This window comes from Mesorhizobium sp. M2A.F.Ca.ET.043.02.1.1 (genome assembly GCF_003952405.1).
Lineage (GTDB): Bacteria > Pseudomonadota > Alphaproteobacteria > Rhizobiales > Rhizobiaceae > Mesorhizobium.
Genome location: NZ_CP034445.1, coordinates 325,637 through 340,672, shown reverse-complemented (window position 1 = coordinate 340,672; position 15,036 = coordinate 325,637). Strand labels below are relative to the sequence as shown.

General features: G+C 64.1%; 14 protein-coding genes and 1 riboswitch. Of the genes, 8 read left to right on the top strand and 6 right to left on the bottom strand.

Going from position 1 to position 15,036, the window contains the following annotated elements:
- The first annotated feature begins 3 nt into the window (after window positions 1-3).
- From EJ068_RS01645 to EJ068_RS01615, 7 genes are all read left to right on the top strand, one after another.
- Entirely contained in the window at window positions 4-276 is a 273-nt protein-coding gene (locus EJ068_RS01645; RefSeq protein WP_126082359.1) for a hypothetical protein, read from the top strand.
- A 13-nt stretch (window positions 277-289) separates the two neighbouring features.
- A complete protein-coding gene (locus EJ068_RS01640) occupies window positions 290-1,504 on the top strand; it encodes a response regulator/pilus assembly protein (RefSeq protein ID WP_127252148.1) in 1,215 nt (404 codons plus the stop codon).
- Window positions 1,501-2,922 carry a CpaF family protein gene (locus EJ068_RS01635; RefSeq protein ID WP_127386067.1) on the top strand — a complete coding sequence of 474 codons (1,422 nt, stop codon included), beginning with the start codon at window positions 1,501-1,503 and terminating at the stop codon, window positions 2,920-2,922. The genes EJ068_RS01640 and EJ068_RS01635 overlap by 4 nt, the downstream gene beginning before the upstream one ends.
- Window positions 2,923-2,926: 4 nt before the next feature.
- The gene (locus EJ068_RS01630; protein ID WP_127252986.1) at window positions 2,927-3,892 is read left to right on the top strand and encodes a type II secretion system F family protein; all 966 of its coding nucleotides are present in this window, start codon (window positions 2,927-2,929) and stop codon (window positions 3,890-3,892) included.
- A 1-nt stretch (window position 3,893) separates the two neighbouring features.
- Window positions 3,894-4,859, top strand: coding sequence for a type II secretion system F family protein (locus EJ068_RS01625; RefSeq protein ID WP_127252985.1), 966 nt, complete (start codon window positions 3,894-3,896; stop codon window positions 4,857-4,859).
- A 282-nt stretch (window positions 4,860-5,141) separates the two neighbouring features.
- Window positions 5,142-5,615 carry a hypothetical protein gene (locus EJ068_RS01620; RefSeq protein WP_127252984.1) on the top strand — a complete coding sequence of 158 codons (474 nt, stop codon included), beginning with the start codon at window positions 5,142-5,144 and terminating at the stop codon, window positions 5,613-5,615.
- Window positions 5,616-6,032: 417 nt separating this feature from the next.
- Window positions 6,033-7,205 carry a GGDEF domain-containing protein gene (locus tag EJ068_RS01615; RefSeq protein ID WP_127252983.1) on the top strand — a complete coding sequence of 391 codons (1,173 nt, stop codon included), beginning with the start codon at window positions 6,033-6,035 and terminating at the stop codon, window positions 7,203-7,205.
- Between the two features lie 4 nt (window positions 7,206-7,209).
- On the opposite strand, the gene gcvP is transcribed toward EJ068_RS01615, so the two are convergent.
- The 3 genes from gcvP to gcvT are packed head-to-tail and all read right to left on the bottom strand — an operon-like array spanning window position 7,210 to window position 11,509.
- Complete coding sequence (gene gcvP, locus EJ068_RS01610) at window positions 7,210-10,017, bottom strand: aminomethyl-transferring glycine dehydrogenase (RefSeq protein WP_127252982.1); 2,808 nt, start codon at window positions 10,015-10,017, stop codon at window positions 7,210-7,212.
- A 16-nt stretch (window positions 10,018-10,033) separates the two neighbouring features.
- Window positions 10,034-10,402, bottom strand: a complete 369-nt coding sequence (gcvH, locus tag EJ068_RS01605) for a glycine cleavage system protein GcvH (RefSeq protein WP_042644226.1) — start codon at window positions 10,400-10,402, stop codon at window positions 10,034-10,036.
- Window positions 10,403-10,408: 6 nt separating this feature from the next.
- Window positions 10,409-11,509, bottom strand: a complete 1,101-nt coding sequence (gene gcvT / locus EJ068_RS01600) for a glycine cleavage system aminomethyltransferase GcvT (protein WP_127252981.1) — start codon at window positions 11,507-11,509, stop codon at window positions 10,409-10,411.
- Window positions 11,510-11,659: 150 nt separating this feature from the next.
- Window positions 11,660-11,746: riboswitch (glycine riboswitch) on the bottom strand.
- Between the two features lie 178 nt (window positions 11,747-11,924).
- On the opposite strand from gcvT, the gene EJ068_RS01595 reads away from it, so the two are divergent.
- Window positions 11,925-12,926 (top strand): hypothetical protein, encoded by a 1,002-nt coding sequence (locus EJ068_RS01595; RefSeq protein WP_128315301.1) that lies wholly within the window; start codon window positions 11,925-11,927, stop codon window positions 12,924-12,926.
- A gap of 6 nt (window positions 12,927-12,932) precedes the next feature.
- Here the strand turns inward: EJ068_RS01595 and EJ068_RS01590 are convergent, their stop codons facing one another.
- From EJ068_RS01590 to EJ068_RS01580, 3 genes are read right to left on the bottom strand one after another with little or no spacing between them, the layout of a single operon-like run.
- A complete protein-coding gene (locus EJ068_RS01590; protein ID WP_127252922.1) occupies window positions 12,933-13,352 on the bottom strand; it encodes a GNAT family N-acetyltransferase in 420 nt (139 codons plus the stop codon).
- Window positions 13,352-14,143 carry a molybdopterin-binding protein gene (locus tag EJ068_RS01585; protein WP_126060491.1) on the bottom strand — a complete coding sequence of 264 codons (792 nt, stop codon included), beginning with the start codon at window positions 14,141-14,143 and terminating at the stop codon, window positions 13,352-13,354. Before EJ068_RS01585 ends, EJ068_RS01590 begins: the two co-directional genes overlap by 1 nt.
- Before the next feature lies 1 nt (window position 14,144).
- Window positions 14,145-15,017: a cytochrome b/b6 domain-containing protein gene (locus EJ068_RS01580; protein WP_129554449.1), complete on the bottom strand. Its 873-nt coding sequence runs from the start codon at window positions 15,015-15,017 to the stop codon at window positions 14,145-14,147.
- Window positions 15,018-15,036: the final 19 nt, after the last annotated feature.

The window sequence follows — 15,036 nt, the reverse complement described above, 5'->3', positions numbered from 1 at the left end:
GCCATGCGCATCGCCCTTTGGACTGTTCTCTTGCTGACTGGCCTCGCCGGCGGCTGCACCAGCGACGACTATGTGCGCACCGAAGGGGTGACGCCGGGGGTCGGCAACGCGCAGGCATCCAACACCGCCATGCAGATGGTCGATCCGTGGAAGTACGGCGTCCAGAACACAAGGCTTCTCGTGCCGGCTCAACGTCCGGGTTCCGAGACTGTCGCCGTTGGCGCGAAGGCCGGTGCTGCGTCGGCGCCGACAACATCATCAACGACATCGAATTGAGCGGCCGACAAAGATGGCATCTGCTACCAAGACCAAGAAGATCCTGCTCGTTTCCACCGACAGGGTGTTCGTGCAGGACACGCGGACGGCTTTTGCGACCTCCGAGGTCATCGAGCTCCTGACGGTGGAAAAGAGCATCAACGAGCTGCGCGGCGAAGCCCTCGAAACCGATTTCGGCACCGTCATCGTCGACATGGACGCGGCCAAGCTCGAGGAGATCGAGTCGCTGCAGCGCGTCATGCGCCGGCTGGAAGGCAGCGTTCCCGTGGTCGTCGTCACCCAGGAATTCAACGCGGCGGCGGTGCGCATCCTCGTGCAGCTCAAGGTCGCCGACTTCCTGGTCAAGCCGATCACCACGGCAGACCTGGTGCGCTCGGTCATCCGGGCGTTGCAGGGGCCGGGGCGGGAAGAGAACACCGAATCGCACATCTACACCTTCATGCCGGCTGCCGGCGGCGTCGGCACCACCACGCTCGCCCTGCAGACGGCCTTCCAACTGCATCATTCGGTGACGCGCGGCGCTTCGACATGCGTGGTCGATCTGAATTTCCAGCAGGGCGCCTGCGCCGAATATCTCGACCTTGAGCCGCGCTTCGACATCACGGAAATCGAGAACCAGCCGGAGCGCCTCGACCGGCAACTGCTCGATGTGATGCTGTCGAAACATGCGAGTGGCCTGTGCGTGCTCGCGGCGCCGACGCGTCCCTCGGACATGCGCTCCTTCAAGACCGATGTGGTCGTTCGCATGCTCGATCTCGTGGCGGCTTACTTCGACAATGTCGTCATCGACATGCCGCGCACCTGGTTCCCCTGGACCGAGACGGTGCTCTTGGGTTCCAACAAGCTCTACATCGTCGCCGAGATGACGGTGCCTTGCCTGCGCCACACGCAGCGCCTCATCCAGGCCGTCTATGAGACCGCCGGCAAGGAAGTGAAGCCCAACGTCATCGTCAACCGCTTCGAGCAGAAGATGTTCGACAGCGGCATCAAGCAGGCCGATGTCCAGGAGATACTCGGCGAGCATTTCGTCGGCGGCATCTCCAACAACTACCGGCTGGTGCGCGAGGCCGTCGATCGCGGCGTGCCGCTGCACGCCATCGACCCCAACGCCAATGTCGTCAACGACCTGAAGAAGATCATCCTGCCGGAGGAGGCCGTCCAGACCACGGTCAAGTCGAAATCGCTGTTCGGCCTCGGCAAAGGCCTGCTGAAGAGGAAGGCCGGATGAACACTCGCTTTTCCAACCTGCAGAACCGCGACACTCGTCCGCAGCGGGCGCCGGAGCCCGCGCCTGTGGCGCACAATGCGGTGATCATCCCGACGACCCGCAAGCCGGCGCCGCCGAAGCCGGAGGCTGCGCCGGCAAAAAGCGCCAACAAGGTGCTCGATGCGCGCGTACGCATCCACCGCATGCTGCTCGAGGAGATCAACCTCGTGGCGCTCGAGCGGCTGCCCAAGGATGAAATGCGACGGCAGGTGCATGAATTCGTCTCGGAAAAGACGCGCGAGGAGCGGATGGCGATCAACATCGCCGAGCTCGATGCGCTGGTCGACGACATCGTCGACGAGATGGTCGGCCTCGGCCCGCTGGAGCCGTTGCTCAAGGACCCTGAGATCAACGATATCCTGATCAATGGCCACCAGAACTGCTTCGTCGAAAAGCGCGGCAAGCTGCAGCAGGTCCACATCCCATTCAAGGATGAGGCGCATCTGCTTCGAATCATTAACAAAATAGTCGCGGCTGTCGGCCGCCGCGTCGATGAATCACAGCCGATGGTCGACGCCCGCATGCTCGATGGCTCGCGCTTCAACGCGGCGATCCGCCCGGTCGGCGTCGACGGTCCGCTGGTGTCGATCCGCAAATTCTCCAAGAACAAGCTCGGCCTGCACAAGCTGGTCGAATTCGGCGCCATCACCCAGAACATGGCAGAAGTGCTGGCGGCGGCGGTGCACGCCCGCAAGACCACGATCATCTCCGGCGGCACCGGCACCGGCAAGACGACGATGCTCAATGCCCTGTCGGCCTTCATCCCGGAAGACGAGCGCCTGATCACCATCGAGGACGCGGCCGAGCTGCAATTGCAGCAGCCGCATGTCGCGCGCATGGAAACGCGCCCGGCCAACATCGAGGGCCATGGCGAACTGAAGCAGCGCGACCTGGTCAAGAACGCGCTGCGCATGCGCCCGGACCGCGTCATCCTCGGCGAGTGCCGCGGCGAGGAAGCCTTCGACATGCTGCAGGCGATGAACACCGGCCATGAAGGCTCGATGGCGACCATCCATGCCAACACGCCGCGCGACGCGATCTCGCGTCTGGAACAGATGCTCGGCATGACCGGCATGCCGATGACGGTGCAGTCGATCCGCAGCCAGATCGCCAGCGCGCTCGACATCATCGTGCAGCTGACGCGCCTTTCCGACGGCAAGCGCAAGGTGACCAGCGTCGCCGAGGTAACCGGCATGGAAGGCGATGTCATCCAGATGCAGGAGATATTCCGCTTCGTGCGCACCGGCATGGAGGCGGACGGCAAGATCCTCGGCCACTTCGAGGCGACCGGCATCCGCCCGCGCTTCCTCGAGGACCTGCGCAACATGGGCATCGAATTCCCGGGCAAGTATTTCGAACCCGGCCGGCCGCAGGACTAGGCCGGTGTTCGAGGGATTCAGCCCGATCTACGTCGTATACGCCGCGGCGGCGCTCACCGGCATCATGATCGCCGAGGGCCTTTACCTGCTCTATGCCGGGCGCAGCGACAAGCGCACGGCAATCAACCGCCGCATGAAGCTCGCCGAGAACAAGATCAGCCAGGAGCAGGTGCTGATCCAACTGCGCAAGGAGCGCGGGATCGACGGCCGCAGTTCCGTCTTTTCCCTCGACCGTTTCCGCGTCCTGCGCACGCAGTCCGGCATGACCACGCCGTTGCCGAAGTTCCTGATGATCACATCGGGGATCGCTTTCGCACTGGCGCTTCTCACGATCTGGAAGGGCTTGCCGCTTCTGTTCGGCCTGATCCTGTTTCTCATACTGCTGCCGGTGCTGCCGGTGATGGCGATGCGCTTCATGCGCAAGCGCCGGCACAAGCGGTTCGGGATACAGTTGCCCGAGGCGCTGGAACTGATCACGCGCGGCTTGAAGGCCGGCCATCCGGTGCCGGTGGCGATCGCCATGGTGGCGCGCGAAATGGCCGACCCGATCGGCACCGAGTTCGGCGTCGTCGCCGACGAGGTGACTTACGGCTCGGACCTGGTGTCGGCGCTGAACAATCTATTCGACCGGGTAGGCCACGAGGACCTGCCGCTGTTCGTCACGGCGGTGTCGATCCAGAGCAGTTCGGGCGGCAATCTGCGCGAGATCCTGGACGGCCTGTCCGCGACGATCCGCGAGCGCGGCAAGCTGCGCCGCAAGGTGCGCGCCATTTCGACCGAAGGGCGCATGTCTGCCTACATCCTGACCGCGGTGCCGGCGCTTCTGTTCACTGCCATCATGGTGCTGATGCCGCAATTCTACCAGGATGTCTGGAACGAGCCGAAGACCTGGTACATGCTGAGTGGGGCGATCTTCTGGCTGCTGCTCGGCAACGCCATCATGTTCAAGATGTCGAATTTCCGGTTCTGAAATGGAAGACGTCATCCGCTTCCTCGCTTCGCTCGCGCCAACGTCGCTGACGCCGGTTGCCGTGCTGCTGCTGGTGCTGGGCGGCGGCGCCGTCGCCTGGCCGCTTGTGCTCGCCAAGGGCGATCGTGGCGAGGTCAAGCGCCGGCTGAAGGTCGAGGTGGTGCAGCCGGCCGAGCAGGCGGAAGCTGCGCCCAAGAAGAGCACCAGCGCCGTGCGCGAGAAAGCGGTGAAACGGGCGCAGGAGTTCTATGCCAAGAGCGACCCGGAAAATGTCGCGCGGCTGCGCATGAAGCTCATCCAGGCCGGCTATATGGAGCCGCGCGCCGTCGGCATGTTCTTCCTGATCCGCTTCGCCACCATGATCGGTGCGGCGTTGGGCGCGTTCCTGATCAACCACTGGGCGGCCAGCGCCGAGTCGACCATGACCAGCCGCTGGACCTTCATCATCCTGTCGGGAGCCGGCGGCTATTTCCTGCCGGGCCTGGTGCTGACGCAGAAGGTTCGGGAGAAGATGCGCGAATACCGCAACGGCTTTCCCGATTTCATGGATCTGATGATCGTCTGCTCCGATGCCGGCATGAGCATGGAGGCCGGCATCGAGCGGGTCTCCAAGGAGCTTGCCAGGACCTATCCCTCGCTCAGCCAGAACCTGATCCTGGTGTCGCTGGAGCTGCGCGCCGGGCGCAGCCTGGACGACGCGCTCAAGGCGCTCGCCGACCGTCTCAGCCTCGACGAGGTGCGCTCCTTCGCGACCCTGCTGCAGCAATCCAAGGAACTCGGCACCAGCCTGTCGGGCTCGCTGCGCGTCTTCTCCGACGAAATGCGGCACAAGCGCATGTCGCTGGCGGAGGAGAAGGCGCATGCCTTGCCGGCCAAGATGTCGGTGCCAGTGACGGTCTGCATCCTGCCGGTGGTGCTGATGATCGCCATTATTCCGATCATTGTGAAGCTGACGGCGCATCACTGAGGTATGCTGATATTCGGGTGAGGCCGGCCTGCGAATAGCGACTTTCTGCGCTTCCGGTGCTCACGTACTTCAAGTACGCTCCGCTCCGGTTCTCGAAAGCCACTATTCTCGACACGGCCTGACCCGAATCTCAGCATACCTCAACCATCGCTGGTCGGCTGGTTAACGCATTCTTGGCGGGCAACCAAAATTTAGCTGCATTTCGGCACCGAAGCTTAATCGCTCTCCTGTAGCGTCTTTTCGTGAAGAACGACCCGGCAAATCGGGCGATGGGGCAGGGGCATGCGTCAGAGACTTCCCAAGGCAGCGGCGGCATTGGCGGCCGTCTTGATGATTACCGGCTGCACGACGAACAACAACGTCGACACGACCAAGACCACGGCGATCCAGCCGGTGGCCAAAGATGTCAGCGCCAATGATCTCGTCGAAGGCAAGGCGCAGTTCCGCGAGGCGAATTTCGGCCTGGCCGAACAGCATTTCCGCAAGGCGGTCGAGCTCAGATCCGACAATGCCGAAGCCTGGATGGGGCTTGCCGCTTCCTATGACGAGCTCGGCCGTTTCGACTTCGCCGACCGCGCCTATGCGCAATTGTTGAAGGTCGCCGGCCGCAAGCCGCAGATCGTCAACAATATGGGTTATTCGCAGCTTCTGCGCGGCAACAGGAAGAAGGCGCGTGCGCTGCTCCTCGAAGCCAAGGCCGGCATGGCCGACCAGACGGTGGTCAACGCCAATCTGGCACTCCTGAACAAGAGCTAGAGCCTTATCGGGCTTGGCTTAAATCGTTCCGCCCGAATTCCTCGGCCGCCGGCCGAACGCCGTTTCAGCGAAACGCGACAAGTTCCACCCGTTACAATTTTCGTTTGTCGATTGGCGAAATCAAAGCGACAGGGTTGAATTTCCGGCTGGCGGACGCACGCCTGTCAACCGGCTTACCAGGTGTACAACGTCGGGCGAATATCGTTTTTCGCGGGGATCGCCTCGCGCTGGTGAAAAGAACTGTTTCAATATAAACCAACAATTTCTAGTCTTCGCTTCTGCTGGATGCAGTAGTGGATGCTTTGTAAACCTTGTCGGAAGGTTGGGTCGAAAGGTTAGCTGAAAACGGTATCAGCGGGCCGCCGTTAACCTAGAATGCAGCGTCACTGACCACTCCCAAGAGGCGGCGGCTCAACAATGTTGGATTTTAGTTCGCTCCTGCTCGCGGCGGCGTTGTCGGGTACGTGCCTCAGCATCACCATGCTTGCGATCTGGCTCACCGCTCCGCGGGCGCCCTTCGTGCTGACGGTGGCGTGCGGCATCCTTGTGCTTGTCGCGCATGTCGTTCTGTTCTGGCAATACAGCAAGGAGCCCAACCCCTGGCTCTGCCAGGCAGTGCTGGTGCTGCTCAGCCTGGGTTTCCTCATCATCTGCCTGTCGGCGATGCAATATCTGGGCGTCGGCAACCATGGTAGCGTTGTTCTGCCGACATTGGCAGCCATGGCCGCCGGCGCCGTCTTCACCTATCTCGGATTCGACGGCATCGGTTTCCTCATCACCTATTCGGCCGTCACGGCGCTGCTCGCGGCGATCGGAACGATGTTCTGGATGAAGGGCGATCACGACCGCAGGATCCTGCTCGTCGTCTCGTTCCTGAGCGGAGCCTGCGGCTTGTCCTTCGCGCTGTGCGGCCTGGTGTTGCTGGTGCAAGGGCAATGGGTTCTCGGTGCTGCGCCCGACAACTGGGCGGAGCGGTTGAACACCGTCGTCGCGGTTGCCTGCATGACCGGCCTCGGGGCGCTGACGCTTTCGCTGCATCATCTGCAAGCGCAGATCGAGCTCAAGGCCGAGACCATGACCGATCCGTTGACCGGCCTGATGAACCGCAGGGCGCTCAACGAACTCTACGGCGATCGCAGCTTCGGTCCGTTCATGGCGATCGCGATGTTCGATCTTGACCATTTCAAGACGACCAACGATGTCTTCGGCCATCCCGTCGGCGACAAGGTCCTTTGCCGCTTCGCGGCGGTGATCAAGAAATATGGCAGGACAGGGGTCGACGCCTTCCGGCTCGGCGGCGAGGAGTTCGCGATCGTCATGTCGCGGATCACGCCTGAAAAGGCGCATGACATGGCAAGCCGCATCGGCGTCGCCTTCGGCACCGAGATCGTCGCGACGCATCGCGGCCCGCTGCGCAGCAGCGTCAGCGGCGGCATGGGATTTGGCGCAGCTAGTGGCCGGACCCTGGACGAGGTGCTGGCCGAAGCGGACGCCGCGCTCTATGCCGCCAAGCGCGCCGGGCGGAACCGCGTTATCGCCCAACGAGAACAGGGCCAGCCCGATAGCGGGTCGGCCCAGAAAACCGCCTGAACGACTACTCCGCGGCGCCGAGATATTCCGACAGCGGCGGGCAGGAGCAGACCAGGTTGCGGTCGCCAGCGACATTGTCGATGCGCGAGACCGGCGGCCAGTATTTCGCCGCCAGGTCGGCGTCGCCCGCTGGATAGGCCGCATCGAGCCGCGAGTAGGGATGCTTCCACTCAGCTGCGAGCGCCTCGGCGGCGGTGTGCGGAGCGTTGACCAGCGGATTATCGTTGGGCGGCCATTCGCCCTTTGCCACTTTTGCCGCCTCGCCGGCGATGGCGATCATCGCCTCGCAGAAGCGGTCGAGCTCACGCTTGGGCTCGGACTCGGTCGGCTCGACCATCAGCGTGCCGGCGACCGGGAACGACATGGTCGGCGCGTGGAAACCGTAGTCGATCAGGCGCTTGGCGATGTCGTCGACGCTGATGCCGGCGCTCTCCTTGAGCACGCGAGTGTCGAGGATGCATTCATGGGCGATGCGATCGTGCCTGCCCTTGTAGAGGAGCGGGAAGTGCGGCGCGAGCCGGGTGGCGATGTAGTTGGCGGAAACGATCGCCGTTTCCGTCGCGTGCTTCAGTCCCGAAGCGCCCATCATGCGGATGTACATCCAGGTGATCGGCAGGATGGAGGCGCTGCCGAACGGCGCCGCCGCCACGGCATGGGTAGTGCCTTCCGTCACGTGGCCGGGCAGGTAGGGCTTCAGATGGGCCTTGACGCCGATCGGACCGACACCCGGCCCACCGCCGCCATGCGGGATGCAGAAGGTCTTGTGCAGGTTCATGTGGCAGACGTCGGCGCCGATATCGCCTGGACGGGCGAGGCCGACCAGCGCGTTGAGGTTGGCGCCGTCGAAATAGACCTGGCCGCCATGCTCATGGACGATGGCGCAGAGGTCGCGCGCGCCTTCCTCGTAGACGCCGTGCGTCGAGGGGTAGGTGAACATCAGCGCCGCGAGGTCCTTCGAATGCTCGGCCGCCTTGGCCTTGAGGTCCTCGACATCGATGTTGCCGTCCTCGGTGCAACGCACGACGACGACGCTCATGCCGGCCATCGCGGCGCTCGCAGGATTGGTGCCATGCGCGGAGGACGGGATCAGGCAGACGGTGCGGTGACCTTCGCCGCGCGCGCGGTGATAGCCGCGAATGGCGAGCAGGCCGGCATATTCGCCCTGGCTGCCGGCATTGGGCTGCAAGGTCACGGCGTCGAAGCCGGTGATCTCCGACAGCCAGCCATCGAGATCGGCGATCATTGCGCGGTAGCCGCCCGAATGGCCGGCAGGCGCGAAGGGATGCAGATTGGCGACGCTGGGCCAGCTCACCGGCATCATTTCAGCGGCGGCATTGAGCTTCATCGTGCAGGAGCCGAGCGGGATCATGGCGCGGTCGAGCGCCAGGTCCTTGTCGGCCAGCCGGCGCAGGAAGCGCATCATGTCGGTCTCGGAGCGGTTCTCGTGGAAGACCGGCTGCGTCAGGAACTCCTTGCCGCGCGGCTTGCCGGGCATCGAGCCGCCGTCTGCGCCTGGCTTGGCGCCGAAAAGGCCGGCTATGGCCTCGAGATCGGCTTCCGTCGAGGTCTCGTCGAAGGCGATGCTGATCTTGTCCGCATCGATGACGCGCAGCAGCCGGCCTGTCTTCTCCGCCGCGGTGGCGATCGCGCTGGCCTTGCCCTTCACCTCGACCGTCACCGTGTCGAAGCGGCTTGCGCCGAGCACCGATACGCCGGCGGCTTTGAGACCTGAGGCGAGGCGGTCGGCAAGGCCGTGGATGCGACCGGCAATCGCCTGGAGGCCGGCAGGGCCATGCCAGATCGCATAGGCCGTGGCCATGTTGGCCAGCAGCGCCTGCGCGGTGCAGATGTTGGAGGTGGCCTTGTCGCGGCGGATGTGCTGCTCACGCGTCTGCAGCGCCAGCCGGTAGCCGGGGCGGCCCTTGGTGTCGGTCGACTGGCCGACGAGGCGGCCGGGCATCAGACGGGTCAGCTTGTCGGAAACGGCGCAATAAGCGGCATGCGGGCCGCCGAAACCCATCGGCACGCCGAAGCGCTGCATCGGACCGACGGCGATGTCGGCGCCGAGCTGCGCCGGCGCATCCGTCAGCGTCAGCGCCAGCGGATCGGCGATGAAGACGACCAGCGCGCCGGCGGCGCGGGCCTTCTCGATCGCCGCCTTGTGATCGCCATAGACGCCCAACGTGTCCGGCCAGGAGACGAGCAGGGCGGCGGTGTTGTCGTCGATCGTCTCGCCATCGACCTCGATGCCGAGCGGCTCGGCGCGGGTGCGCACGACGTCCAGCGTCTGCGGGTGCGGGGTGCCTGCAAGCGCCACCTTGGTGCGCTTGTCGCGATGATGGCGCAGCGCGATGCCGACGGCCTCGGCAACGGCGGTCGCTTCATCGAGCAGCGAAGCCGACGCCACCGGCAGGCCGGTGAGCTCGGTGACCAGGGTCTGGAAGTTGAACAGCATTTCCAACCGGCCCTGGCTGATCTCGGCCTGGTAGGGCGTGTAGGCCGTGTACCAGGCCGGATTCTCGAACAGGTTGCGCTGGATGACCGGCGGCACGAAGACGCCGTGATAACCGGCGCCGATGAAGCTCTTCAGCACCGTGTTCTTCGCCATCATCGCCGACAATTCGGCCAGCGCTTCGGCTTCGCTCGCCGGAGCGGGCAGGTCGAGTGGCCGATCGAGGCGGATCGACTTCGGCACGGCCTGGCTGATCAGCGTTTCGACGGATGGAACGCCGATGGCGGCGAGCATCGCCCTGACGTCGTTGACGGAGGGACCGATATGGCGGGCCGAGAAAGGAGCAGGTGCTGCGGTCATTTCCAAGATCCTGTTGTCAGCCGATATGGGCTTTGTAGGCGGCCTCATCCATGAGGCTGTCGAGTTGACCTTCGTCGGAGAGCTTCATCTTCCAGAGCCAGCCGTCGCCGGTCGCCGCCGAATTGACCAGCGAAGGGTCGGCCGACAGTGAGCCGTTGGCCTCGGTAATCTCGCCGTCGACCGGCGCGTAAACGTCCGAAGCCGCCTTCACGGATTCGACGACGACGGCGGTATCGCCCTTGGCGAGCTTGCGGCCAATTTCCGGCAGCTCGACGAAAACGAGATCGCCGAGCTGTTCCTGCGCATAGTCGGTGATGCCGACAGTGGCGACGCCGCCTTCGACGCGGAGCCATTCATGGTCTTCAGTGAAATAGGTCTTTGCCATTCGGAATCATCCTTTGCGGTAGCGGTGTGGGGTAAAGGGCAGGGACGTGACGTCGACCGGGATTTTCGTCCCGCGGACATCGGCGAAGAGTTTCGTGTCGGGCTTGGCCAGCGCGGTGTCGACATAACCCATGGCGACAGGGTGGCCGGTCGAAGGGCCGAAGCCGCCGGAGGTGACATGGCCGGCCGGATTGCCGCCGGCATCGACGAGCGTCGCGCCTGCGCGCACCGGCTGGCGGCCGTCGGGCTTCAGGCCGACGCGCTTCTGCGACGGCCCGCGCTCCAGGATCGAGCGCAGCGCGTCGGCACCGATGAAATGGCCAGTGGCGCGAACCTCCTTCGAGATCGCCCACATCAGCCCGGCGCTTGCCGGATCGATCTCCGGCGTCAGGTCCTGGCCATGCAGGCAGAGACCGGCTTCGAGGCGAAGGCTGTCGCGGGCGGCGAGGCCGATCCATTGCACGCGCTCGTCTTCCAGGAGTTTGGCGACGAGATCCCGCGCGTCCTTCTCCGGCAGGCCGATCTCGAAACCGTCCTCGCCGGTGTAGCCTGACCGGCTCATGAACCAGTTCTGGCGCGGCTCGATGCCATGCATGAAGAGCAGCGAGCCGGTCTCGATGCCGGCCCGTGCCAAAGCCGCCCAGGCATCCGGACCCTGAATCGCCAGGAAGACGCGGTCGAGCGGCTCGACCGTGGCGTCGAAACCGGCGGAGAGCGTGCGCAGATGCTTCTCGTCCTCGATGGCGTTGCCGGCATTGGCTACGACCATGAACCGGTCGTCGCCAAGGCGCGTGACGATCAGGTCGTCGATAATGCCGGCAGCCTCGTTGAGGAAAAAAGTGTATTTGGACTGCGAGATGTCCAGCGCGCCGGCATCAAGCGGGCAGGCCCGGTTCAACAGCGCCGCGGCGCCCGGACCGTCGACCTCGAACAGCTTCATATGCGAGATGTCGAACAGCCCGGCGTGCTCGCGCGTGTGCAGGTGCTCCTTCATCACGCCGGGCGGATAGGTGAGCGGCATCGACCAGCCGGCAAAAGCGCCGAAGCGCGCGCCCGCGGCCTGATGCAAATCCTCGAGGGGTAGGTGCCTGGTGTCTTCGCCTGTCATGTCTTCTCCAGAGTCGCACGCAATCGACCGCCATTGGCGGCCTGTTCCGTGCCCCTCTGTCTGAAGCCTGAGAGACTCGCGCCCCGTAACTCTGTCGGCAGCGCTTACACCTTCGGCGCGGGGCCAGGCCCCGACTTTCCAGAGTTGTCTTTCCCGTCAACGGTTCTTTTGCCTGAGAGATTTCGGGCGATTTCCCCTTCGGCGACAGCTTGCGCTGCTCTCTCCCGCAAACAGGTGGGACTCACAAACCGAGCCCCCGACGCGCCATCCATAGCTCGTTGACGACACCTTGTCACCTCCCAGCGACATGTTGCCGACAAGTCTTCGCTAACCACGCCATTTGCCCGTTTCTCAAGACACCGCTGTTAAACCTGACGGGATAACGCCGGCAAAAGGCGACAGGCAGGGACGGCAGATGGGCGAATTGATCATGAGCGCTCCGTTGGCGGGGCTGATGTCGAAGAACAAGATCACGGCTGAGAACGTGGCAATGCTGCGGCGCGAGGTATTCGCCGACGGCGTGGTGAGCCGCGGCGAGGCGGAGGCGCTGTTCGCGCTCGACCAGACGGCGCGCGACAAATGCGGAGAATGGGCACCGTTCTTCGTCGAGGCGGTGACCGACTACATCGTCCACCAGGAAAAGCCGGAAGGCTATATCTCGGAGGAGAATGCCGACTGGCTGGTCCGCACCGTCTCGCGTGACGGCATGGTCGACAGCCGCACGGCACTCGAGCTGCTGGTGCATGTGCTGGAGGAAGCGAAATCCTCACCCGGCCAGCTTTCGGCCTATGCGCTGGAGCAGGTCGCGCATGCGGTGATCGGCGGCAAGGGGCCGTTGATGATCGGCGGAGAGCTGGTTCCGGGCTTGATTGCCAGGGCCGAGGTCGATCTCCTTCGCCGCATCCTCCATGCCTTCGGCGGCGACGGCAACATCGCCATTACCAAAGCCGAGGCAGAGGTGCTGTTCAGGATCAATGACCGAACAGCGGCCGCAGACAATGATCCGTCCTGGAACGAGCTCTTCGTCAAGGCGATCGCCAACTATATCATGTGCTCGGCCGGCTACGAGCCGCCGACGCGCGAAGCGGCGCTGCGCCATGAAAACTTCCTTGACGAGGCAGGCCCGACGCTCGGTGGGTTCTTCAGCCGGATGGTGTCGGGCGGATTCGCCGCGGTCCTCGAAGCCTATCATTCTCCCGGCGATATCGAGGCCGAATGGGAAGCCAGGAACCGGGCCGCCGAGGCGCTTGCCCGCCGTGCCGAGACCATCGATGCCGACGAAGCCAAATGGCTGGTCGAGCGCGGCGGCGGCCAGCGGCCGCTGCGCGACAACGAGCGCGCGCTGCTGACGCTGATCAGGCACGCTTCGCCGGAAATCCATCCGGCGCTGAAGCCGCTGCTGGATAAAGTCGCTTAGGCGCTCTTAAATCGTCTTGCAAAGGATGATGTTGGAATGGCCTTCGGGCCATCCGGTGAGTTCGGCGATGCGCTCGAAACCGGCCTTTTCGTACAAGCCCGGCGCCTGGAAGTCGTGGGTCGAAACCCATATCCGCAGGGAGCCGCGCGCAGCGGCCTCCGCGACAAAGGCATCAAGCAGCTTCCTGCCGTGGCCAAGGCCGCAATAAGTTTCGTCGACCCACATCAGCGTGAGCTCGGCGATGCCGGCCCAGGAATGACCGGCGGCGATCCCGACGACGCGCCCTTGCTCATCCCGCAAGGCAAAGGTGAGGGCACGGTCGTCGTCACGACCGGTCAGCCGTCGGTTGTCGTCATGCAGACGCTCCTCGACGGCATCAAGCTCGGCAGACGGCAGATCGTGCTCGGCCCGCAGGCGAGGGATCATCAAATCCCGCCATACCAGTCGTAGCCATTATCCTCCCAATAGCCGCCGCGGCCGCCGCCGATAGTGGCGAAACTGTCGACCAGCTCGATCTTAGAAATGTATTTCGGCATCTTGTAGCCGAGCTGGCGCTCGACCCGGACGCGCAGCGGCGCGCCGTTCTCGACCGGAAGCGGCTTGCCGTTGAGACCGTAGGCCAAAATGGTCTGCGGATGGCGGGCATCGATCAGGTCGATGGTGCCGTAATATTTGATGTCGCCGGACAAACTCTGCTCGATCGTGTCGAGGCAGTGGAACATGACGTAGCGCGCCTGCGGCTTGACCACCGCCTGGTCGAGCACCAGCGACAGCGGCGTGCCGGTCCATTTGGCGATGCAGCTCCAGCCTTCGACACAGTCGTGGCGGGTGATCTGGGTGCGGCTCGGCATGTTCTGGAGCTGCTCGCGGGTCAGCGACAGCGGCTTCTCGACAAGGCCGGTCACCTCCAGGCGCCAGTCGGCGAAATTGTTGGCGAGCAGACCCTTGTAGGTGTCGTCATCGGGCGCCGTGACGCCATTCGGTCGCTGCGGCTGGCGGATATCGGCCTCGGTGAATTCCGGCGCCAGCGCGTCGCGGCCTGCAAGAAAGCGCTGCGCGCGGTAAGTCAGGCCATTGGCGTTTTCGAGGAAGCTGCGCAGGCCGCCGCCAATGCCGAGACCGCTGTCGAAGGCGTCGCAGCCCGACAATGCGATGCCTGACAGGCCCAGGCTGCCGGCGGTCAGGAACTTACGGCGCGTGATCTGGAATTTCGCCATGTCAGACGCTCCTCTCGGTCGACTGGTCGTGCTTCGCGGGCGGGTCCGTGCGGTACCAGCCGGTGATGATCGAGCGCAGCTCGTTGATCGGGCCGGCGGCGAGGATCATCAGGATGTGGACGATGAAGAAGAGGACGAGCAGCACCATGACGGTGAAATGGATGGTGCGCGCCGTCTGTCGGCCGCCAAGGATTTCGTTGAGCCACGGCAGCACCGAATCCATGCTCGGCGACATGGCGAGCCCGGTCACGATCATCAACGGCAGAGCCACGAACAGCACGCCGCCATAAGCCATCTTCTGCAGGGTGTTGTACTCGCGCGTGTGGTGGAATTTCAGCTTCGCGTGGTCGACGATGTCGCGCGGCAGCTTGCGCAGATCCGAGGGGCGAGGGGCGAGGTCGCGGCGGATATGGCCGTTGATCAGGCCGGCGATCAGCCAGACGAGCAGCGTGGTGGTCAGGATCCAGGCGAAGAAGAAATGCACGACGCGGGCGGTGCCAAGGTCGTAATAGGAGGGAATGGTCGCCCAGGCCGGAAAGGCGCGAGGCGTCTCTTGTCCCAGCGGACCCGACCAGCCGAGCACGCCGGTAGTGTCGAAGCGGTGGCCGAGGATTTCGGTGAAGCCGCGTGGGCCGTTGGCGGTGTTTTCGGCGCCGATCTCGAGAATGGTGTTGTTGAACTCGAAACCGGACTGCTTGCCGAGATAAAGCTGCGGCCGCGCATTGAAGATCTGCAGGCCGGAAAGCAGCATGAAGAACAGCGAGAAAGCCCAGAGCCAATGGGTCAAGCGCGTCCAGCGCGACTGCCGGTAGATGAGGGTGGTGTCCTTGCCGCCCGCCTTGGGGGCGGATTGGTTGTTGGCAACAGCGTCCATCTTGCCTCCGGCCGCCTCA